Source organism: Pseudomonas sp. LRP2-20 (genome assembly GCF_024349685.1).
Lineage (GTDB): Bacteria > Pseudomonadota > Gammaproteobacteria > Pseudomonadales > Pseudomonadaceae > Aquipseudomonas.
The window spans coordinates 246,507-268,344 of record NZ_AP025944.1; the positions used below are offsets into that span (position 1 = coordinate 246,507).

Annotated in this window: 15 protein-coding genes and 2 pseudogenes; 15 read left to right on the top strand and 2 right to left on the bottom strand. The window is 61.8% G+C overall.

Annotation, left to right across the window (positions count from 1 at the left end; translation table 11 throughout):
- Positions 1-55: 55 nt before the first annotated feature.
- Together argE and argA are read left to right on the top strand one after the other, a co-directional pair.
- Positions 56-1,198 (top strand): acetylornithine deacetylase, encoded by a 1,143-nt coding sequence (argE, locus tag OCX61_RS00970; RefSeq protein ID WP_261942245.1) that lies wholly within the window; start codon positions 56-58, stop codon positions 1,196-1,198.
- A 125-nt stretch (positions 1,199-1,323) separates the two neighbouring features.
- A complete protein-coding gene (argA, locus tag OCX61_RS00975) occupies positions 1,324-2,622 on the top strand; it encodes an amino-acid N-acetyltransferase (RefSeq protein WP_085676387.1) in 1,299 nt (432 codons plus the stop codon).
- A 372-nt stretch (positions 2,623-2,994) separates the two neighbouring features.
- Here the strand turns inward: argA and OCX61_RS00980 are convergent, their stop codons facing one another.
- Positions 2,995-4,371, bottom strand: coding sequence for a glutamine synthetase family protein (locus OCX61_RS00980; protein WP_085676386.1), 1,377 nt, complete (start codon positions 4,369-4,371; stop codon positions 2,995-2,997).
- 574 nt (positions 4,372-4,945) lie between these two features.
- Here OCX61_RS00980 and OCX61_RS00985 point away from each other — a divergent pair.
- From OCX61_RS00985 to OCX61_RS01015, 7 genes and pseudogenes are all read left to right on the top strand, one after another.
- Positions 4,946-6,304: a glutamine synthetase family protein gene (locus tag OCX61_RS00985; protein ID WP_027920892.1), complete on the top strand. Its 1,359-nt coding sequence runs from the start codon at positions 4,946-4,948 to the stop codon at positions 6,302-6,304.
- A 46-nt stretch (positions 6,305-6,350) separates the two neighbouring features.
- Positions 6,351-7,713: pseudogene (locus OCX61_RS00990) on the top strand (aspartate aminotransferase family protein).
- A gap of 170 nt (positions 7,714-7,883) precedes the next feature.
- Entirely contained in the window at positions 7,884-8,981 is a 1,098-nt protein-coding gene (locus OCX61_RS00995; protein ID WP_261942246.1) for a polyamine ABC transporter substrate-binding protein, read from the top strand.
- 175 nt (positions 8,982-9,156) lie between these two features.
- Complete coding sequence (locus OCX61_RS01000) at positions 9,157-10,251, top strand: polyamine ABC transporter substrate-binding protein (RefSeq protein ID WP_261942247.1); 1,095 nt, start codon at positions 9,157-9,159, stop codon at positions 10,249-10,251.
- Between the two features lie 71 nt (positions 10,252-10,322).
- Positions 10,323-11,465: an ABC transporter ATP-binding protein gene (locus OCX61_RS01005; protein WP_261942248.1), complete on the top strand. Its 1,143-nt coding sequence runs from the start codon at positions 10,323-10,325 to the stop codon at positions 11,463-11,465.
- Positions 11,466-11,500: 35 nt separating this feature from the next.
- A complete protein-coding gene (locus OCX61_RS01010) occupies positions 11,501-12,382 on the top strand; it encodes an ABC transporter permease subunit (RefSeq protein ID WP_261944251.1) in 882 nt (293 codons plus the stop codon).
- Entirely contained in the window at positions 12,379-13,272 is an 894-nt protein-coding gene (locus tag OCX61_RS01015; RefSeq protein WP_003258560.1) for an ABC transporter permease subunit, read from the top strand. The genes OCX61_RS01010 and OCX61_RS01015 overlap by 4 nt, the downstream gene beginning before the upstream one ends.
- A 106-nt stretch (positions 13,273-13,378) precedes the next feature.
- Here the strand turns inward: OCX61_RS01015 and OCX61_RS01020 are convergent.
- Positions 13,379-13,835, bottom strand: a pseudogene (locus OCX61_RS01020) (REP-associated tyrosine transposase).
- Between the two features lie 299 nt (positions 13,836-14,134).
- Between OCX61_RS01020 and OCX61_RS01025 the strand changes: the two are divergent.
- From OCX61_RS01025 to cysT, 6 genes are all read left to right on the top strand, one after another.
- On the top strand, positions 14,135-15,223 hold the full coding sequence (locus OCX61_RS01025; RefSeq protein ID WP_261942249.1) for an efflux RND transporter periplasmic adaptor subunit: 1,089 nt from the start codon (positions 14,135-14,137) through the stop codon (positions 15,221-15,223).
- Positions 15,220-16,287: an efflux RND transporter periplasmic adaptor subunit gene (locus tag OCX61_RS01030; RefSeq protein ID WP_261942250.1), complete on the top strand. Its 1,068-nt coding sequence runs from the start codon at positions 15,220-15,222 to the stop codon at positions 16,285-16,287. The genes OCX61_RS01025 and OCX61_RS01030 overlap by 4 nt, the downstream gene beginning before the upstream one ends.
- The gene (locus tag OCX61_RS01035; protein ID WP_261942251.1) at positions 16,284-19,349 is read left to right on the top strand and encodes an efflux RND transporter permease subunit; all 3,066 of its coding nucleotides are present in this window, start codon (positions 16,284-16,286) and stop codon (positions 19,347-19,349) included. The genes OCX61_RS01030 and OCX61_RS01035 overlap by 4 nt, the downstream gene beginning before the upstream one ends.
- A gap of 224 nt (positions 19,350-19,573) precedes the next feature.
- On the top strand, positions 19,574-19,756 hold the full coding sequence (gene oscA, locus OCX61_RS01040; protein WP_016712582.1) for a sulfur starvation response protein OscA: 183 nt from the start codon (positions 19,574-19,576) through the stop codon (positions 19,754-19,756).
- A 50-nt stretch (positions 19,757-19,806) separates the two neighbouring features.
- A complete protein-coding gene (locus OCX61_RS01045; protein ID WP_016712581.1) occupies positions 19,807-20,814 on the top strand; it encodes a sulfate ABC transporter substrate-binding protein in 1,008 nt (335 codons plus the stop codon).
- A gap of 195 nt (positions 20,815-21,009) precedes the next feature.
- Positions 21,010-21,828, top strand: coding sequence for a sulfate ABC transporter permease subunit CysT (gene cysT, locus OCX61_RS01050; protein WP_261942252.1), 819 nt, complete (start codon positions 21,010-21,012; stop codon positions 21,826-21,828).
- Positions 21,829-21,838: the final 10 nt, after the last annotated feature.

The following is a 21,838-nucleotide window of genomic DNA, read 5'->3' on the forward strand; positions in this document are numbered from 1 at the left end:
TTATTCCTTGCGCCGGATGGCCCTATGATGGGCAACGCTTCCGAGGAGTACGCGCATGCCGTTGCCAACGCTCAAAGACCAGTTTGCCGCCTTGATCGCCGCGCCCTCGGTCAGTTGCACCCAGCCAGCCCTGGACCAGTCGAATCGCCAGGTCATCGACCTGCTGGCCGGCTGGCTGGGCGATCTGGGCTTCAGTTGCGACATCCGCCAGGTCACCCCCGGCAAGTTCAACCTGCTGGCCAGCCGTGGCAGCGGCCCCGGCGGCCTGGTGCTGGCTGGCCATAGCGACACCGTGCCCTACGACGAACAGCTGTGGTCCAGCGACCCGCTCAAGCTGACCGAGGCCGATGGCCGTTGGGTCGGCCTGGGCAGCTGCGACATGAAAGGCTTTTTCGCCTTGATCATCGAAGCGGTGATTCCGCTGCTTGAGCACGATTTCAAGCAACCACTGCTGATCCTTGCTACCTGCGATGAAGAAAGCTCCATGTCCGGTGCCCGCGCCCTGGCTGCCGCCGGCCAGCCGCTCGGTCGCGCCGCAGTGATCGGCGAGCCCACTGGCCTGCGGCCGATCCGCATGCACAAGGGCATCCTCATGGACCGCATCGACATCCTCGGACGTAGCGGCCATTCGTCCGACCCGAGCCTGGGCCACAGCGCCATGGAGGCCATGCACGAGGTGATGGGTGAGCTGATGGGCCTGCGCCGGCAGTGGCAGGAAACCTTCCGCAACCCGCAATTTACTGTGCCCACGCCCACCATGAACTTTGGCTGCATCCATGGTGGTGACAATCCCAATCGCATTTGTGGCCAGTGCGCGCTGGAGTTCGACCTGCGCCCGTTGCCAGGCATGGATGTCGAACAGCTGCGCGCCACCATTCGCGGCAAGCTGAAACCGGTGGCCGAGCGCCATGAGGTGCGGATCGACTACGCACCGCTGTTCCCTGAGGTGCCGCCTTTCGAGCAGGCTGCCGATGCCGAACTGGTACAAGTGGCCGAGCGCCTCACCGGCCATCGCGCCGAAGCGGTGGCGTTCGGTACCGAAGCGCCTTATCTTCAGCAACTGGGTTGCCAGACCATCGTGCTGGGCCCCGGCGACATCGCCTGCGCCCACCAGCCTGGCGAATACCTTGAAATGTCACGAATCGAGCCTACCGTGCGTCTATTGCGTGACCTGATCCGGCACTACTGCCTGAATTAAACGTCCACCCTGTTGATTCGTTCTTGCCTAGAGGAGACCGCGCGTGACCGCAAGCCTGTTCCGACGATGATCCTGAACGCCGTGTGATTCACCGTTCTCCGTCCACTTTATCCACAGGCCCTGTCATGCCCGAATACGTCAACTGGCTACGTCATGCCTCCCCGTACATCAATGCCCATCGCGACTGCACCTTCGTGGTCATGCTCCCTGGCGATGGGGTTGAACACCCGAATTTCGGCAATATCGTCCACGACCTGGTCTTGCTGCACAGCCTGGGTGTGCGCCTGGTGCTGGTCCACGGCTCGCGCCCACAGATCGAAAGCCGCCTGGCTGATCGCGGCCTGACGCCGCACTACCACCGGGGCATGCGCATCACCGATGCCGCCACCCTGGACTGCGTGATCGACGCCGTGGGCGCCCTGCGCCTGGCCATCGAAGCGCGCCTGTCGATGGACATCGCCGCCTCGCCGATGCAGGGTTCGCGCCTGCGTGTGGCCTCCGGCAACCTGGTCACCGCACGGCCGATCGGCGTGCTGGAAGGGGTGGACTACCACCACACCGGCGAAGTGCGCCGGGTCGACCGCAAGGGCATCAGCCGCCTGCTCGACGAGCGCTCCATCGTGCTGCTGTCGCCGCTGGGCTACTCGCCCACCGGTGAAATCTTCAACCTGGCCTGCGAAGACGTCGCCACCCGCGCGGCCATCGAACTGGGTGCCGACAAGCTGCTGCTGTTCGGTGCCGAGCCTGGCCTGCTGGATGAAAGCGGCAAGCTGGTGCGTGAACTGCGCCCGCAACAGATCGCCCCGCACCTGGCGCGGCTGGGTAGCGATTATCAGGCTGAGCTGCTCGATGCCGCTGCCGAGGCCTGCAAAGGCGGTGTAGCGCGTAGCCATATCGTCAGTTATGCCGAAGACGGTGCGCTGCTGACCGAACTGTTCACCCGCGAAGGTGGCGGTACGCTGGTGTCCCAGGAGCAGTTTGAGGTAGTGCGCGAGGCGACCATCGAGGATGTCGGTGGCTTGCTTGAGCTGATCAGCCCGCTGGAAGAGCAGGGCATTCTGGTGCGTCGTTCGCGCGAGGTGCTGGAGCGGGAGATCGAGCAGTTCAGCGTGGTCGAGCGTGAAGGGATGATCATTGCCTGTGCGGCGCTGTACCCGATTGCCGATTCGCAGGCGGGTGAACTGGCGTGTCTGGCGGTGAACCCCGAGTACCGCCATGGCGGTCGCGGGGATGAGCTGCTGGAGCGGATCGAAGGGCGGGCGCGGCAGATGGGGTTGAATACCTTGTTCGTGCTTACCACGCGCACGGCGCACTGGTTCCGCGAACGCGGGTTTGCGCCCAGCGGCGTCGAGCGGCTGCCAGCGGCGCGGGCTTCGCTGTACAACTACCAGCGCAATTCGAAGATTTTCGAGAAGTCCCTGTAAATCTGTAGCGGCCTCTTCGCGGCGGTTCGACGCCTCGATAAACCCGCTCCCACAGGTAATGCTCAAGGCTCACGCCCTGTGAAGATCCTGTGGGAGCAACTGTCTCGCCTAATTGCTTAAAGCTGGCGCGACCCTGTGGGAGCCGCGCTTGCCGGCGATGGGCCGCGAAGCGGCCCCTGTATACGTGTGATCGCTATCGACCCATGTCAAACGCAAGAATGTTGGGGCCGCTGCGCGGCCCATCGCCGGCAAGCGCGGCTCCCACAAGTACAGCGCACGCCTGGAAGCTGGTGATAATCGTGTGGGCTTGCCCGCGAAGCAGGTGACGCGGTCCCGAATGAAAAGCGCCGCCCTTGTGGGCGGCGTTTTCGTTTACACGGTATGCAGGTACCAGTTGTACTCGAGGTCGGAGATCGAGTGCTCGAACTCCTCCAGCTCGCTCTCCTTGCACGCGACGAAGATGTCGATGTACTTCGGATCGATGTACTTGTTCAGGATCTCGCTGTCGTCCAGCTCGCGCAGGGCATCGCGCAGGTTGTTCGGCAGGCTCTGCTCCAGCTGCTCGTACGAGTTGCCTTCAATGGGTGTGCCTGGCTCGATCTTGTTGGTCAGGCCGTGGTGCACGCCCGCCAGCACGGCAGCCATCATCAGGTACGGGTTGGCGTCGGCGCCAGCCACGCGGTGCTCGATGCGCACGGCATCTGCAGAACCGGTCGGCACGCGCAGGGCCACGGTACGGTTGTCCAGGCCCCAGCTCGGCGCATTCGGTACGTAGAACTGCGCGCCAAAGCGGCGGTACGAGTTGACGTTCGGGCAGAGGAACGCCATGGACGCAGGCAGGGTCTCGAGCACACCGCCGACAGCGTGACGTAGCGCGGCGTTCTGCTCGGGATCCTCGCTGGTGAAGATGTTGTTGCCATCTTTGTCCAGCACGGAGATGTGTACATGCAGGCCGTTGCCAGCCTGGCCCGGGTAGGGCTTGGCCATGAAGGTGGTGTCCATTTCATGGTCGTAGGCGATGTTCTTGATCAACCGCTTGAGCAGTACCGCGTAGTCACAGGCCTTGAGCGGGTCGGCAACGTGGTGCAGGTTGACTTCGAACTGCGCCGGGGCGCTTTCCTTGACGATGGCGTCAGCCGGGATGCCTTGCTCTTTCGCGCCTTCGAGGATGTCCTGCAGGCAGTCGGCATATTCGTCGAGGTCGTCGATCAGGTACACCTGGGTCGACTGTGGGCGTTTGCCCGAGATGGGTGAGCGTGGTGGCTGTGGACGGCCGTTCACGTTCTCCTGGTCGATCAGGTAGAACTCCAGCTCGAACGCGGCGCAGATGGTCAGGCCCATTTCGGTGAACTTGCTCACCACCTGACGCAGCACTTCACGTGGGTCGGCGAAGAACGGCTCGCCTTCCAGTTCGTGCATGGTCATCAGCAACTGCGCGGTCGGGCGCTTTTGCCATGGTTCATTACAGAGTGTGTCGGGGATTGGATAGCAGATGCGGTCAGCATCGCCGATATCCAGGCCCAGCCCAGTGCTTTCGACGGTGGATCCGTTGATGTCCAGGGCGAAGAGGGAGGCCGGCAGGTTGATGCCTTTCTCGTAAACCTTGTGGAGGCTGGTGCGCTCAATGCGCTTGCCACGCACCACACCATTCATATCTGCAATCAGAAGGTCAACGTAGAGAACCTCAGGATGTTCCTTAAGGAACGCGTTCGCTTCGTTAAGCTGAACGGCACGCGGGGGTACCGACATGATGCAACACCTTTGTTGTTAAAAATATCAATCAAGGGGGGCTTGCAGGACCAGTCAATCGAAAAGACAAACTGATGTCAAGCCAACCCCATGATGCCCTGAAATGGCACATCGACGGCAGATTTGCTGCATATCGGGGCGTACCATTATCCGCTATTTCCCTCGCAAAGGGCTATCTCCGACATGCCGTGTTTTATTTTTTACGGAGGTGTTGTGTAAAAAAATTAACAAGGCTAAGCTCGGACTCAACCCAGAACACAATAATACGAGGGTCACATGGTCCGCTTGTCGCGACCTGAACGCGCTGCCTGCGCAGTGCAGTCGGGTATCCCTGCCGTTCCCGCACGCATCAGTCGAGCTGTGGTCTGCATGGCCGCAATAATTGACGCTTTGCGCACCTGGACCACCCCTCGTAACGCTTTTTCGTTGCTCTTCTCGTATTCCTGCCCTTTGATCCCGCTGCGGACACGCTTGATTTCAGTGTATCCACAGTGCGCCTGCGCGTGGGTTTTTGCTTTAGCAATCTACTCCATCCAGAATCAGGGCGCGGACCACCTTACCTCCTGAGGTATTTATGAGTAACAACCTCGACCAGCTCACCGATTGGTTGAAAGAGCACAAGATCACCGAAGTCGAATGCCTGATCAGCGACCTGACCGGCATCACCCGCGGCAAGATCTCGCCGACCAACAAATTCATCGCCGAAAAAGGCATGCGCCTGCCCGAAAGCGTGCTGCTGCAGACTGTGACTGGCGACTATGTCGACGATGACATCTATTACGACCTGCTCGACCCGGCCGATATCGACATGATCTGCCGCCCCGACCAGGACGCTGTGTTCCTGGTGCCTTGGGCCATCGAGCCGACCGCCCAGGTGATCCACGACACCTACGACAAGAAGGGTAACCCGGTCGAGCTGTCGCCGCGCAACGTGCTGAAGAAAGTCCTCAAGCTCTACGCCGACAAGGGTTGGCAGCCGATCGTCGCGCCGGAGATGGAGTTCTACCTGACCAAGCGCAGCGAAGACCCGGACTTCCCGCTGCAGCCGCCGGTCGGTCGCTCTGGCCGCCCGGAAACCGGCCGCCAGTCGTTCTCGATCGAGGCCGCGAACGAATTCGACCCGCTGTTCGAAGACGTCTATGACTGGTGCGAACTGCAGCGCCTGGACCTCGACACGCTGATCCACGAAGACGGCACGGCGCAGATGGAAATCAACTTCCGTCACGGCGACGCCTTGCACCTGGCCGACCAGATTCTGGTGTTCAAGCGCACCATGCGCGAGGCTGCGCTCAAGCACAACGTGGCCGCCACCTTCATGGCCAAGCCGATGACCGGCGAGCCGGGCAGCGCCATGCACCTGCACCAGAGCGTGGTCGACGTGGCCACCGGCAAGAACATCTTCAGCAACGAAGACGGCAGCATGAGCGAGCTGTTCCTGCACCACATCGGTGGCCTGCAGAAGTTCATCCCCGAAGCGCTGCCGCTGTTCGCCCCCAACGTCAACTCGTTCCGTCGTTTCCTGCCCGACACCTCGGCGCCGGTGAACGTCGAGTGGGGCGAGGAAAACCGCACCGTCGGCCTGCGCGTACCGGATGCCGGCCCGCAGAACCGCCGTGTCGAGAACCGCCTGCCCGGTGCCGATGCCAACCCATACCTGGCCATCGCCGCCAGCCTGTTGTGTGGCTATATCGGCATGGTCGAGGGCATCGAAGCCAGCGCGCCGGTCCAGGGCCGTGGCTATGAACGCCGCAACCTGCGCCTGCCGCTGACCATCGAGGACGCCCTCGAACGCATGGAAATCAGCCGTGCACTGGTGCAGTACCTGGGCAAGAAGTTCATCACTGGCTACGTCGCCACCAAGCGCGCCGAGCACGAGAACTTCAAGCGCGTCATCAGCTCCTGGGAACGTGAATTCCTGCTGTTCGCTGTCTGATCAACCCTGAGGCCGCGGGTGCGGCCGCCGGAAAATGGAGAGGCACATGAGCGTCAACAACCCGCAAACCCGTGAATGGCAAACCCTGAGCGGCGAGCACCACCTAGCACCCTTTTCTGACTACAAGCAGCTGAAGGAGAAGGGGCCGCGCATCATCACCAAGGCGCAGGGTGTGCATTTGTGGGACAGCGAGGGGCACAAGATCCTCGACGGCATGGCCGGCCTGTGGTGCGTGGCAGTTGGCTATGGCCGTGAAGAACTGGTGCAGGCGGCAGAAAAGCAGATGCGTGAACTGCCGTACTACAACCTGTTCTTCCAGACTGCTCACCCGCCAGCTCTGGAGCTGGCCAAGGCGATCACCGACGTGGCGCCCGAGGGCATGACCCATGTGTTCTTCACCGGCTCCGGCTCCGAAGGCAACGACACCGTGCTGCGCATGGTTCGCCACTACTGGGCGCTGAAGGGCAAACCCCACAAGCAGACCATCATCGGCCGCATCAACGGCTACCACGGCTCCACCTTCGCGGGTGCGTGCCTGGGCGGCATGAGCGGCATGCATGAGCAGGGCGGCCTGCCGATCCCGGGCATCGTGCACATTCCGCAGCCGTACTGGTTCGGTGAGGGCGGCGACATGAGCCCCGACGACTTCGGCGTGTGGGCTGCCGAACAGCTGGAGAAAAAGATTCTGGAAGTCGGCGAAGACAACGTCGCCGCCTTTATCGCCGAGCCGATCCAGGGTGCCGGCGGGGTGATCATTCCGCCGCAAACCTACTGGCCAAAGGTCAAGGAAATCCTGGCGAAGTACGACATCCTGTTCGTTGCCGACGAAGTGATCTGTGGCTTCGGCCGCACCGGCGAGTGGTTTGGCTCCGACTACTACGACCTCAAGCCCGACCTGATGACCATCGCCAAGGGCCTTACTTCCGGTTACATCCCCATGGGCGGTGTGATCGTGCGTGACAAGGTGGCCAAGGTCATCAGCGAAGGTGGCGACTTCAACCACGGTTTCACCTATTCCGGCCATCCGGTGGCGGCCGCAGTGGGCCTGGAGAACCTGCGCATCCTGCGTGACGAGAAGATTGTCGAGAAGGCGCGCACGGAAGTGGCACCCTACTTGCAAAAAACGTCTGCGCGAGCTGCAGGACCATCCGCTGGTGGGTGAGGTGCGCGGCCTGGGCATGCTCGGCGCGATCGAGCTGGTCAAGGACAAGGCCACCCGTAGCCGTTACGAAGGCAAAGGCGTGGGCATGGTGTGCCGCAACTTCTGCTTTGAAAACGGCCTGATCATGCGCGCGGTGGGCGACACCATGATTATCGCGCCACCTTTGGTGATCAGCCGCGAGGAGGTCGACGAGCTCGTGGAAAAGGCGCGCAAGTGCCTCGACCTGACCCTCGAAGCGATCCGTTGAGCGTTTGCTAGGCTAGCGATGTGACATTAAGTGGTTACAAGGGGCTGGTTTCCTTGAAACAGCGCCTTGTAACTTGCCAGACTAGCGACTGTTTCAGTCGCTGCGACGCGTGTAGCGCGGGGCCTGGCTGCTGAACGGATGGCTAATCAAAAAAATCTGGAGCATGACGCATGAAGAAAATGGGCAAGACGTTGCTGGCCGCCGCCCTGATGGGTGCCATGGCCACTGCTGCACAGGCTGAGGACAAGGTACTTAACGTCTACAACTGGTCGGACTACATCGCTCCGGACACCATCGCCAAGTTCGAGAAGCAGACCGGTATCAAGGTCAAGTACGACGTCTTCGACAGCAACGAAACCCTGGAAGCCAAGCTGCTGGCGGGCAAGTCGGGCTACGACATCGTCGTGCCGTCCAACAACTTCCTGGCCAAGCAGATCAAGGCAGGCGTCTACGAGGAGCTGGACCGCTCCAAGCTGACCAACTGGAAGAACCTCGACGAAGACCTGCTCAAGGCCGTTGGCGATGCCAGCGACCAGGGCAACAAGCACGCTTTCCCGTACATGTGGGGTTCGATCGGTATCGGCTACAACCCGGAGAAGGTCAAGGCTGCGCTGGGCGTGGACAAGATCGACTCGTGGGACGTGGTGTTCAAGCCTGAGAACATCGCCAAGCTCAAGAGCTGCGGCGTGAGCTTCCTGGATGCCCCGACCGAGATGATCCCGGCCGCACTGCACTACCTGGGCAAGCCGACCAACAGCACCAGCAAGGAAGACCTGAAGGCCGCCGAGGAGCTGTTCCTCAAGATCCGTCCTTCGATCACCTACTTCCACTCGTCCAAGTACATTGGCGACATGGCCAACGGCAACATCTGCGTGGCCGTCGGCTATTCGGGTGACCTGGAGCAGTCCAAGGCACGTGCCCACGAAGCCGGCGACAAGGTCAAGGTGGACTACGTGATTCCGAAAGAAGGTGCCGGCACCTTCTACGACATGGTCGCCATCCCGAAAGATGCCGAGCATAAAGACGCCGCCTACCAGTTCATGAACTTCCTGCTGCAGCCGGAAATCATGGCCGAAATCACCAACGCTGTGCGCTTCCCGAATGGCAACGCCGCTGCCACCCAGTTCGTGGACAAGGCAATCACCAGTGATCCAAGCATCTATCCACCGGCTGAAGTGAAGAAACAGCTGTATGCCATCGCGGCACCTGATGCCAAGGTCCAGCGTGACATCACCCGTAGCTGGACCAAGATCAAGTCGGGCAAATAACCCCGATGCGTGACCTCTGGGCCGGGGTTTTCCGGCCCAGAGCCAGTGAAGGGCAATTGATGATTGCGGCATCGAAGCTGCGCAGGTAAGTTGCGCGCCGGTTTTGAGTGTGCGGCAGCACTTGTACCCAGGTAAGTACGCCGTCACCAAGGCACTGATTGTGAGGACCACCCACTTGTCTATTTCTGTATTACGCAAGGCCTTGATGGCTGGAGCGGGCCTGACGCTGGCATGCAGCGTCCAAGCGGCGCCTACGGTGCACTTCTACAACTGGTCGGACTATATCGGCCCGAACACCCTCGCGGACTTCGAGAAAGAAACGGGCATCAAACCCGTGCAGGACGTTTTTGATTCCAACGAAACCCTGGAAGGCAAGCTGCTGGCCGGCAACACCGGCTATGACGTGGTGGTGCCGTCCAACCATTTCCTCGGCAAGCAGATCAAGGCGGGCGCGTTCCAGAAGCTCGACAAGAGCCTGCTGCCCAACTACTCCAACCTGGACCCGGCGTTGATGAAGCGCCTGGAAAAGAACGACCCGGGCAACCAGTACGCCGTGCCTTACCTGTGGGGCACCAACGGCATCGGTTACAACGTCGACAAGGTCAAGGCCGCGCTGGGCGTGGACACCATCGACTCCTGGGCTGTGCTGTTCGAACCCGAAAACATGAAGAAGCTCTCCAAGTGCGGTGTGGCCTTCCTCGACTCGGCGGACGAAATGCTCCCGGCGGTGCTCAACTACATGGGGCTCAGCCCCAACAGCACCGATGCCAAGGATTACGCCAAGGCCGAACAGAAGCTGCTGGCCGTACGCCCGTACGTGACCTACTTCCACTCGTCCAAGTACATCACCGACCTGGCCAACGGCGACATCTGCGTCGCGGCAGGTTTTTCGGGTGATGTGTTCCAGGCCAAGGCCCGCGCTGAGGAAGCAAAGAAGGGCGTGAACCTGGCCTACGCCATTCCCAAGGAAGGCGGCAACCTCTGGTTCGACGTGCTGGCGATCCCCAAGGACGCCAAGAACGTGAAAGAGGCGCACGCCTTCATCAACTATTTGCTGAAACCTGAGGTTATCGCCCAGGTCAGTGATTACGTCGGTTACGCCAACCCGAACCCCAAGGCTGGCGACCTGATGGACCAGGCCGTGAGGACTGACGCTGCGGTTTACCCACCGCAGGAAGTGCTGGACAAGATGTTCGTGAACTCAGAGTTGCCGCCCAAGGTGCAGCGTCTGATGACCCGTAGCTGGACCAAGGTCAAGTCGGGCAAGTAATTATCCAGACCCGTTGCGGTACCTGGAACACAGGCCGCGCGGGCACAAAAATCTTGTTGGGAGTTTCACTCATGGCAGTTGCCTCCGGTGCCTATAAGAAAGCCCTCGAGGGTGGCCAGCAACCCAAGCAGGTGCTGGTCAAGATCGACCGGGTTACAAAAAAATTCGACGAAACGGTCGCCGTGGACGATGTGTCCCTGGAAATCCGCAAAGGCGAGATCTTCGCCCTGCTGGGTGGCTCCGGTTCCGGCAAATCGACCTTGCTGCGCATGCTGGCCGGCTTCGAGCGCCCGACTGAAGGGCGGATTTTCCTCGATGGCGTCGACATCACCGACATGCCGCCGTACGAGCGGCCGATCAACATGATGTTCCAGTCCTACGCGCTGTTCCCGCACATGACCGTGGCGCAGAACATCGCCTTCGGCCTGCAGCAGGACAAGATGCCCAAGGCCGAGATCGACGCCCGCGTGGCCGAGATGCTCAAGCTGGTGCACATGACCCAGTACGCCAAGCGCAAGCCACACCAGCTCTCCGGTGGCCAGCGCCAGCGGGTGGCCCTGGCCCGCTCCCTGGCCAAGCGCCCCAAGCTGCTGCTGCTCGATGAGCCGATGGGCGCGCTGGACAAGAAACTGCGTTCGCAGATGCAGCTGGAACTGGTGGAAATCATCGAGCGCGTGGGCGTGACCTGCGTGATGGTGACCCACGACCAGGAAGAGGCCATGACCATGGCCCAGCGCATCGCCATCATGCACCTGGGCTGGATCGCCCAGATCGGTTCGCCGGTGGATATCTACGAGACCCCGACCAGCCGCCTGGTGTGCGAATTCATCGGTAACGTCAACCTGTTCGACGGTGAAGTGGTCGACGACGCCGAAGGCCACGCGATCATTGCCAGCCCGGAGCTGGAGCGCAAGATCTACGTCGGCCACGGCATCACCACGTCGGTGGAAGACAAGCACATTACCTACGCCCTGCGCCCGGAAAAGCTGCTGGTCACCACCAGCCAGCCGGACTTCGAGCACAACTGGTCGCGCGGCAAGGTCCACGACATTGCCTACCTGGGTGGCCACTCGGTGTTCTACGTCGAGCTGCCGAGCGGCAAGATCGTCCAGTCGTTCGTCGCCAACACTGAACGCCAGGGCGCCCGCCCGACCTGGGGCGATGAAGTGTATGTGTGGTGGGAAGACGACAGCGGCGTGGTACTGCGGTCATGAAACCACGCAAGCTCAAGCGAGCCTTCCAGCGTTTGATCCCGGAGGGGCGGCACGTGGTGATCGGGATTCCGTTCATCTGGCTGTTCCTGTTCTTCATGCTGCCGTTCTTCATCGTGTTGAAGATCAGCTTCGCCGAAGCCGACGTGGCGATCCCGCCGTATACCGAGATCTACAGCTACGTCGAAGACAAGATCCAGGTGGTGCTCAACATGGCCAACTATGGCCTGTTGACCGAGGATGAGCTGTACATCTCGGCCTACCTGGGCTCGTTGAAGATGGCCTTCTTCAGCACCTTGCTGTGCCTGCTGATCGGCTACCCGATGGCCTACGCCATCGCCAACGCCAAGAAGGAGACCCAGACGGTCCTGCTGCTGCTGATCATGATGCCGACCTGGACTGCGATCCTGATCCGCGTCTATGCCTGGATGGGCATCCTCAGCAACAACGGGCTGCTCAACGGCTTCCTGCTGTGGACCGGGTTGATCGATCAGCCGTTGCAGATCCTCAACACCAACCTGGCGGTGTACATCGGCGTGGTCTATTCGTACCTGCCGTTCATGATCCTGCCGCTGTTCGCCAACCTGGTGAAGCACGACCCGAGCCTGCTCGAAGCCGCTTCGGACCTGGGTTCGAGCACCTTCAACAGCTTCTGGAAGATCACCGTGCCGCTGTCGAAGAACGGCATCATCGCCGGCTGCATGCTGGTGTTCATCCCGGTGGTGGGCGAGTTCGTCATTCCTGAGCTGCTGGGCGGCCCGGAAACCCTGATGATCGGTAAAGTGCTGTGGCAGGAATTCTTCAACAACCGTGACTGGCCGGTGGCATCCGCCCTGGCGGTGGTGATGCTGGCGATCCTGATTGTGCCGATCCTGATGTTCAACCGTAGCCAGGCCAAAGAAATGGAGGGCAGAGCATGAAGCGCTTCAGTTTTTCCAAGCTGATGCTGGTGCTCGGCTTGCTGTTCATCTACCTGCCGATGCTGATCCTGGTGATCTACTCGTTCAACGCCTCCAAGCTGGTGACGGTGTGGGGCGGCTGGTCGGTGAAGTGGTACGTCGGCCTGCTCGACAACACCCAGTTGATGGGGTCGGTGATGCGCTCGCTGGAAATCGCCTGCTACACGGCGGTGGCGGCAGTGGCGCTGGGTACCCTGGCGGCCTTCGTGCTGACCCGGGTCACCCGCTTCAAGGGCCGTACGCTGTTCGGTGGCCTGGTCACCGCGCCGCTGGTGATGCCTGAGGTGATCACCGGTCTGTCGCTGTTGCTGCTGTTCGTGGCCATGGCGCAGATGATCGGCTGGCCGCAGGAGCGTGGCATCGTCACCATCTGGATCGCCCACACCACGTTCTGTGCGGCGTATGTGGCGGTGGTGGTGTCGGCACGCCTGCGTGAGCTGGACCTGTCGATCGAGGAAGCGGCGATGGACCTGGGTGCCAAGCCGTGGAAGGTGTTCTTCCTGATCACCATCCCGATGATCGCGCCATCGCTGGCGGCGGGCGGCATGATGTCGTTCGCGCTGTCGCTGGACGACCTGGTACTGGCCAGCTTCGTGTCCGGCCCGGGTTCGACCACCCTGCCGATGGAAGTGTTCTCGGCGGTGCGTCTGGGCGTGAAGCCGGAGATCAACGCCGTGGCCAGCCTGATCCTGCTGTCGGTGTCGCTGGTGACCTTCTTTGTCTGGTACTTCAGCCGCCAGGCCGAAGAGCGTCGTCGCAAGGCGATCCAGCAGGCGATCGAGGAAGGCGCGGCGGCCAACGCCTCGCAGCCACAGGTCAAGCGCCCGGCGCAGGTTGCAGCGTCGGCCTGACCCGGCCCTTTCGCGGGCAAGCCCGCTCCCACAGGTTATGTGCAATCCTCAAGGCATGCACAGTAACTGTGGGAGCGGGCTTGCCCGCGAAGGCCCCAACATGGATTTATAGCCATACCGCATCCCAATGTGGGTATTCCCTGACACTCTTGACCAATCCGGCTCTTAAGGGATTGGCAACAATGTAGCGGGCCACATGCACCACATTCTCCTCCCTTCGCAGAGCATGGTCCTGATAACCCGGCTGCCATATCGGCATGTTCCTGACTCCCGCCTTGCGCAATGCAATGGCTGTGCGTGATTTGAACCGGCGCATCAGGGTTCCCCAATGTCACTTCTTTCAGCTCGATCAGCCAATGCAGATGATCCGGCATCACTACCCAGGCCAGAGAACGGCGATCCTGCATGTCATTTGAGAACCGCAGGTGTTTGACCACCAGGCGAGCGTGGTGAAAGTCGTGGAACAGTGGCTGTCGCTGGTATGTGATGGTGGTCAGCATGTAGAGCCTGCCAGGCTCGGAGAAGCGGCCACGGCGCAGTCGGTGGGATTCAGCTAACGGCATTGTGATCTTCCTTGAAGTTAATCCCCTTGAAGGGTAGCGGCTCAACTGTCACTGCCCAGTGGCTGATGGTTTCTGGATATGGTGCAAGCGTGTGTTTGGCTTTGCCGACCCTTTCGCGGGCAAGTTCGCTCCAACAGATACGGCACTGGCTTGAGGGTGGCGGTATTCCTGTAGGAGCGAAGAACCCCGCACCGGCGCTGAAAATGCCTAACTGATCCCCGTCAGTGATGTTTATCGAACCCTGAACTACGCTGACAGTCGCATCCCACGAATCATTTGCGCGCAAGCAAGGAGCCTGCATGACGTTGATGCGTCCGCTGTCGGTCGTTTGCCTGGGGCTGCTGTACATGCTCACCGGCTGTAGCAAGGAAGAGGTACCCGAGACACTGCCACGTGTTGGTGTGCAGCAGGTCCAGCCCACCGATTTCGCTGCCAGGGTCACCCTGACCGGCGACGTGCAGGCGCGGGTGCAGACCGATCTGTCGTTCCGCGTCGGCGGCAAGATCATTTCGCGCAGCGTGGATGTTGGTGAGCACGTGAAAGCCAACCAGGTATTGGCGAGGCTCGACCCGAAAGACCTGCAGAACAACGTCGACTCGGCCAAGGCCGAGGTGTTCGCCGCCCAGGCCCGGGTCACCCAGACCAGCGCCGCCTTCGTGCGCCAGCAGAAACTGCTGCCCAAGGGCTACACCAGCCAGAGCGAATACGACTCTGCCGAAGCCGCGCTGCGCAGCAACCAGAGCGCGCTCAAGGCTGCTCAGGCACAGCTGGCCAACGCCAATGAGCAACTGAGCTACACCGCGCTGGTGTCCGAAGCCGATGGTGTGATCACCCAGCGCCAGGCCGAGGTCGGCCAGGTGGTGCAGGCGACCATGCCGATCTTCAGCCTGGCCCGTGACGGCGACCGCGATGCCGTGTTCAACGTTTATGAATCCCTGCTGGTGGCGCCACCCAGCGACGCCGGCGTGATCGTCAGCCTGCTGGATGACCCCAAGGTCCAGGCCCATGGCTTTGTCCGTGAAATCACTCCCACCGTGTCGGCGCAAAGCGGCACGGTGCAGGTCAAGGTGGCGCTGAAGGACATACCGCCGGGCATGCAGCTGGGCGCACCGGTCACTGCCAGCACCAATGCGGTGGGGCGGCCGAGCATCGAACTGCCGTGGTCGGCGTTGACCAAGGGGCTGCATGAACCGGCAGTTTGGGTGGTGGGCGAGGGCGACAAGGTGGAACTGCGCAAAGTCGAACTCAGCCGCTACCTGACCGGCAAGATCGTGGTCGCCAGCGGCCTGAAGGCTGGCGAGACCGTGGTGGTCAACGGTAGCCAGTTGCTGCACCCCGGCATGCAGGTAGAAAAGGTCGATGCCAAGGCCCAAGGGGGTGAGCTATGACGCGCCTGCTGCTGATACTGTCAGCCGGGGTGCTGCTGGCCGCCTGCGGCAATGAGGAAGAAGCACCCGAGCCGATCCGGCCGGTGCTGTCGGTCAAGGTGGAGCCGCAGGTGCAGTCGCAGCTGGGGCGCTTCGCCGGCCTGATCGAGGCGCGCTTCGAAAGCACCTTGGGCTTTCGGGTTGGCGGGCGCATTGCCCGGCGTTGGCTGGATGTGGGCGCCCAGGTCAAACCGGGGGACACCTTGGCCACGCTCGACCCCACCGACCAGCAGAACCAGTTGCGTGCCGCCGAAGGCGACCTGGCAAAGGTCCAGGCACAGTGGATCAATGCCCAGGCCGATGCCCGCCGTCAGCAGCAGCTGTACGATCGCGGCGTCGGTGCCCAGGCGCAGCTGGATATCGCCCAGACCAACCTGAAAACTACCAGCGCCGCGCTGGAGCAGGCGCGCTCGGCGCTCAGCCAGGCCCGTGACCAGCTCGACTACAGCACCCTGCGCACCGACCACGCGGCAGTGATTACCGCCTGGCAGGCCGAAGCCGGGCAGACCGTCACGGCGGGGCAGGCCGTGGTGACCCTGGCGCGCCCCGATGTGAAGGAAGCGGTAATCGACCTGCCTATCGGCTTGGCCGAGCAACTGAACAAGGACCTGACCTTCACCGTCGCGTCGCAGCTCGACCCGACCATCAACACCACCGCCACCCTGCGCGAACTGGAGCCGCAGGCCGATGCGACGACCCGGACCCGTCGCGCGCGCCTGACCTTGGCAAGCACCCCGGCGGCCTTCCACCTGGGCACGGCAGTAAGCGTGACCCTGAGCTCGGAAGTGAGCCCGCGCAGCGAGCTGCCCCTGAGTGCCTTGCTCGAACGTGACGGCAAGACTCAGGTCTGGGTGATCGATACCCAGCAGAAAACCGTGGGTACTCGCGACGTCACCCTGATCGACCGTACTGCCGACAGCATCGTTCTGGCCGCAGGGGTGCAGCCCGGCGAGCGCGTGGTGACGGCGGGCGTGAACAGCCTCAAGCCTGGCCAGAAGGTCACCTTCGACGAGGATGCGCAATGAAAGGAAGCTTCAACCTGTCCGAATGGGCGCTCAAGCATCAATCGTTCGTTTGGTACCTGATGTTCGTCGGCCTGCTGATGGGCATCTTTTCTTACTTCAACCTCGGCCGTGAGGAAGACCCTTCGTTCACCATCAAGACCATGGTGATCCAGACCCGCTGGCCCGGCGCGACCCAGGACGAAACCCTCTACCAGGTCACCGACCGCATCGAGAAGAAGCTCGAGGAACTCGACTCCCTCGACTACACCAAGAGCTACACCCGGCCGGGCGAATCCACGGTGTACGTGTACCTGCGCGACACCACCAAGGCCAAGGACATCCCGGAAATCTGGTACCAGGTGCGCAAGAAGATCCAGGACATCCGGGGCCAGTTCCCTGCCGGTATCCAGGGGCCGGGGTTCAACGATGAGTTCGGCGACGTGTTCGGCTCGATCTATGCCTTTACCGCCGACGGCCTGACCCTGCGCCAGCTGCGTGACTACGTGGAACAGGCGCGTGCCGAGGTGCGCGACGTACCCAACATCGGCAAGATCGAGCTGATCGGCACCCAGGATGAAGTGCTGTACCTGAATTTCTCGACCCGCAAGCTGGCCGCCCTGGGCATTGACCAGCGCCAGGTCATGCAGGCCCTGCAATCACAGAACGCAGTGACCCCGGCCGGGGTGATCGAGGCTGGCCCAGAGCGCATTTCGGTGCGTACCACCGGGCAGTTCGCCTCGGAAAAGGACCTGCAGACCGTCAACCTGCGGATCAATGACCGCTTCTTCCGCCTGGCCGATATCGCCGATATCCAGCGCGGCTACGTCGATCCGCCGTCACCGATGTTCCGCTATAACGGCCAGACCGCCATCGGCCTGGCCATCGGCATGAAGGCCGGCGGCAACATGCAGGTATTTGGCGCGGCGCTGAAAAAGCGCATGGACCGGGTGGTCGAAGACTTGCCGATAGGCGTCGGCGTGCACACCGTGTCGGACCAGGCCGTAGTGGTCAAGCAGGCGGTCGGCGGCTTCACCAGCGCACTGTTCGAAGCGGTGGTGATCGTACTGGCGGTGAGCTTCGTCAGCCTCGGCATGCGCGCCGGCCTGGTGGTGGCCTGCTCGATCCCGCTGGTGCTGGCGATGGTGTTCGTGTTCATGGAATACAGCGGCATCACCATGCAGCGGATTTCGCTGGGTGCGCTGATCATCGCGCTCGGCTTGCTGGTGGATGACGCGATGATCACGGTCGAAGTGATGGTCACGCGCCTGGAAATGGGCGAGAGCAAGGAGCAGGCGGCCACGTTCGCCTATACCTCGACGGCGTTCCCCATGCTGACCGGTACCTTGGTGACGGTGGCAGGCTTCGTGCCGATCGGCCTCAACGCCAGTTCCGCGGGTGAGTACACCTACACACTGTTCGCAGTGATCGCGGTGGCGCTGATGGTGTCGTGGGTGGTGGCGGTGTTCTTCGCCCCGGTGCTGGGTGTGCATATCCTCAGCAGCTCCAAGCTCAAGGCCCATGAAGCAGAGCCAGGGCGGGTCGGCCGCGCCTTTGAGCATGGCCTGCTGTGGTGCATGCGCAACCGTTGGCTGACCATCATCGGCACGGTGCTGCTGTTTGCCCTGGCGATCTTCTGCGAGCGCTTCGTGCAGAACCAGTTCTTCCCGTCTTCGGACCGCCCGGAAATCCTCGTCGACCTCAACCTGCCGCAGAACGCCTCGATCGAGGAAACCCGCAAGGTGGTGGACCGCTTCGAGGCGCGGATCAAGGACGACCCGGACCTGGTGCACTGGAGCACCTACATCGGCCAAGGTGCGATCCGCTTCTACCTGCCCCTCGACCAGCAGCTGCAGAACCCGTACTACGCGCAGCTGGTGATCGTCAGCAAAGGGTTCGAGGAACGCCAGGCCATGATGGAGCGCCTGCAGAAGATCCTGCATGAAGAGTTCGTCGGCATCGGCGTCAACGTGCAATCGCTGGAGATGGGCCCGCCGGTGGGCCGGCCGATCCAGTACCGGGTCAGCGGCGCCAATATCGATGAGGTGCGCAAGCACGCCATCGACCTGGCCACCTTGCTCGACCAGAACGAGCATATCGGCGAGATGATCTACGACTGGAACGAGCCGGGTAAGGTGCTGCGCGTGGAAATCGCCCAGGACAAGGCGCGACAGCTGGGGTTGTCGTCGGAAGACGTGGCCAATGTGATGAACAGCATCGTCAGCGGCGTGCAGATTACCCAGGTCAACGACAACATCTACCTGGTCAATGTGGTCGCCCGCGCCGAGGACAGCGAGCGCGGTTCACCCGATACCTTGCAGAACTTGCAGATTCTCACGCCCAACGGCACCTCGATCCCGCTGCTGTCGTTCGCCACCGTGCGCTACGAACTGGAGCAGCCGCTGGTGTGGCGCCGCGACCGCAAGCCGACCATCACCATCAAGGCCTCGGTCAACGGCGATATCCAGCCCACCGACCTGGTGGCCCAGCTGAAACCGAAGATCGACGAGTTCGCCAGCAAGCTGCCAGTGGGCTTCGAAGTGGCCACGGGCGGTACCGTGGAGGAGAGCGCCAAGGCCCAGGGGCCGATCCGCAAGGTCATTCCGTTGATGCTGTTCCTCATGGCGACATTCCTGATGATCCAGCTGCACAGCGTACAGAAGCTGTTCCTGGTGGTCAGCGTCGCGCCGCTGGGGTTGATCGGGGTGGTGCTGGCGCTGGTGCCCACGGGCACGCCGATGGGCTTTGTGGCGATCCTCGGCATCCTTGCGCTGGCGGGCATCATCATTCGTAACTCGGTGATCCTGGTGACCCAGATCGACGAGTTCGAGGCCCAGGGCTTCTCGCCGTGGGATGCGGTGGTGGAGGCCACCAACCACCGGCGCCGGCCGATCCTGCTGACGGCGGCGGCAGCGAGCCTGGGCATGATCCCGATTGCCCGTGAGGTGTTCTGGGGGCCGATGGCCTACGCCATGATTGGCGGGATCATCGTCGCGACCCTGCTGACGTTGCTGTTCCTGCCGGCGCTGTATGTGGCCTGGTACAAAATCCGCGAGCCTGAGCACAAGGCCAGGCCCCAACACTGAACTCTGTGGGAGCGGGCTTGCCCGCGAATGCGATGGTGAACTCACTGCCGCATTCGCGGGCAAGCCCGCTCCCACAGCGGTACAGCCGTGTCTTTTAAAAATAGTTATATAAACATTCTTAAACAGTATTTTTAAGAATATCCGCGCCTCACTAGTATTGCCTCAAGCCAGGCGCAAATTCCCCTTCACACCTCAGCCCGGCACCTACTCCAAGGAGAACGAGCATGAGTGCATCGCTGCGTAGCATCGACGGTCAGGACGAAGCCACCATTCTGCGTGAGATCCAGAGCGCCTTGCGCGACCTGCGTTTTGGCGCGGTGGAAATCACCGTGCACAACGCCCAGGTGGTACAGATCGAACGCAAGGAGAAGTTCCGCCTGCAACAGCCCGGCAACAAGGCCGGCTGATTCGCGCCACACCCTTCAAAACTAGAAAAATGCCAATCGGGAGCTTCACCATGTCCATCCGCCGTTATGCGCTCGCCGCTCTGGCCAGTGCTGTTTTTGCCGGTTCCGCCATCGCCAAGGACTACGAACTGCTGAACGTGTCCTATGACCCGACCCGTGAGCTGTATCAGCAGTACAACGCCGAATTCATCAAGCACTGGCAACAGGCCCATCCGGGCGACAAGGTGAAGATCCAGCAATCCCATGGTGGTTCGGGCAAGCAGGCCCGCGCGGTGATCGACGGCCTGCGCGCCGACGTGGTGACGTTGGCCCTGGCCGGCGATATCGACGAAGTCGCCAAGCTCGGCAAGACCCTGCCGGACAACTGGCAGACTCGCCTGCCGGACGCCAGCACCCCATACACCTCGACCATCGTGTTCCTGGTGCGCAAGGGCAACCCGAAAGGCATCAAGGACTGGGGCGACCTGATCAAGAAGGACGTCTCGGTCATCACCCCCAACCCGAAAACCTCCGGTGGCGCCCGCTGGAACTTCCTTGCTGCCTGGGCCTACGGCCTGAAGGCCGGCGGTAGCGAAGAGAAGGCCAAGGCCTACGTGCAGGAGTTGTTCAAGCACGTGCCAGTGCTGGATACCGGCGCTCGCGGCTCGACCATCACCTTCGTCAACAACGGCCAGGGCGACGTACTGCTGGCCTGGGAAAACGAAGCGTTCCTGGCGCTGAAGGAAGACGGTGGCGCCGACAAGTTCGACATCGTCGTGCCGTCGCTGTCGATCCTCGCCGAGCCGCCAGTGGCAGTGGTCGACAAGAACGCCGAGAAGAAGGGCAATACCGAGATTGCCACCGAATACCTCAAGCACCTGTACAGCCCGGCCGGGCAGAAGATCGCTGCCGAGAACTTCTACCGCCCGCGTGACGAGAAAGTCGCTGCCGAGTTTGGCAAGCAGTTCCCGAAACTGGACCTGGTGACCATCGACAAGGACTTCGGCGGCTGGAAGACTGCACAGCCTAAGTTCTTCAATGATGGCGGTGTGTTCGACCAGATCTATCAGGCACAGTAAGGCCACGGAAAAGCGGGGCCGCTCTGCGGCCCATCGCAGGCAAGCCAGCTCCCACAGGGACCGAGCAGCCCTCAGGCCTGTGGTGATCCTGTGGGAGCTGGCTTGCCTGCGATGGGCTGCAAAGCAGCCCCAAGATTGAGAGTCCTGCACCGCCCCGGCATAACCGGGGCTTCGTGCGTTCAACCAGGGATATTTATGTCACGTCGCATTTCCCCCGTCATACCCGGCTTCGGGCTGACGCTGGGCTACACCTTGGTGTACCTCAGCCTGATCGTGCTGATACCGCTGGCCGCCATGTTCGTGCATGCCGCGCAGCTCACCTGGGAACAGTTCTGGAACGTCATCAGTGCGCCGCGGGTGATCGCCGCGCTGCAACTGAGTTTCGGCACCGCCCTGCTCGCCGCCATCATCAACGGTGTGATCGGTACCCTGCTGGCCTGGGTGCTGGTGCGCTACACCTTCCCCGGGCGCAAGATCATCGACGCGATGATCGACCTGCCATTCGCCTTGCCTACCGCCGTTGCAGGTATTGCCCTGACCGCTCTGTACGCACCTGCGGGCTGGGTTGGCCAGTTCGCCACCGACCTGGGCTTCAAGATCGCCTACACCCCGCTGGGTATCACCCTGGCGCTGACTTTCGTCACCCTGCCGTTCGTGGTACGTACGGTGCAGCCGGTGCTGGCGGATATCCCGCGTGAAGTCGAAGAAGCTGCAGCCTGCCTGGGCGCGAAACCATTGCAGGTGTTCCGCCATATCCTCGCACCTGCGCTGTTGCCCGCCTGGCTCACCGGTTTCGCCCTGGCCTTTGCCCGTGGCGTTGGCGAGTACGGTTCGGTGATCTTCATCGCCGGCAACATGCCGATGAAGACCGAGATCCTGCCGTTGCTGATCATGGTCAAGCTCGACCAGTACGACTACACCGGCGCCACTGCCATCGGCGTGTTGATGCTGGTGGTTTCCTTCATCCTGCTGCTGCTGATCAACCTGCTGCAGCGCCGCATCGAAACCCCTTGAAGGAGGCCGC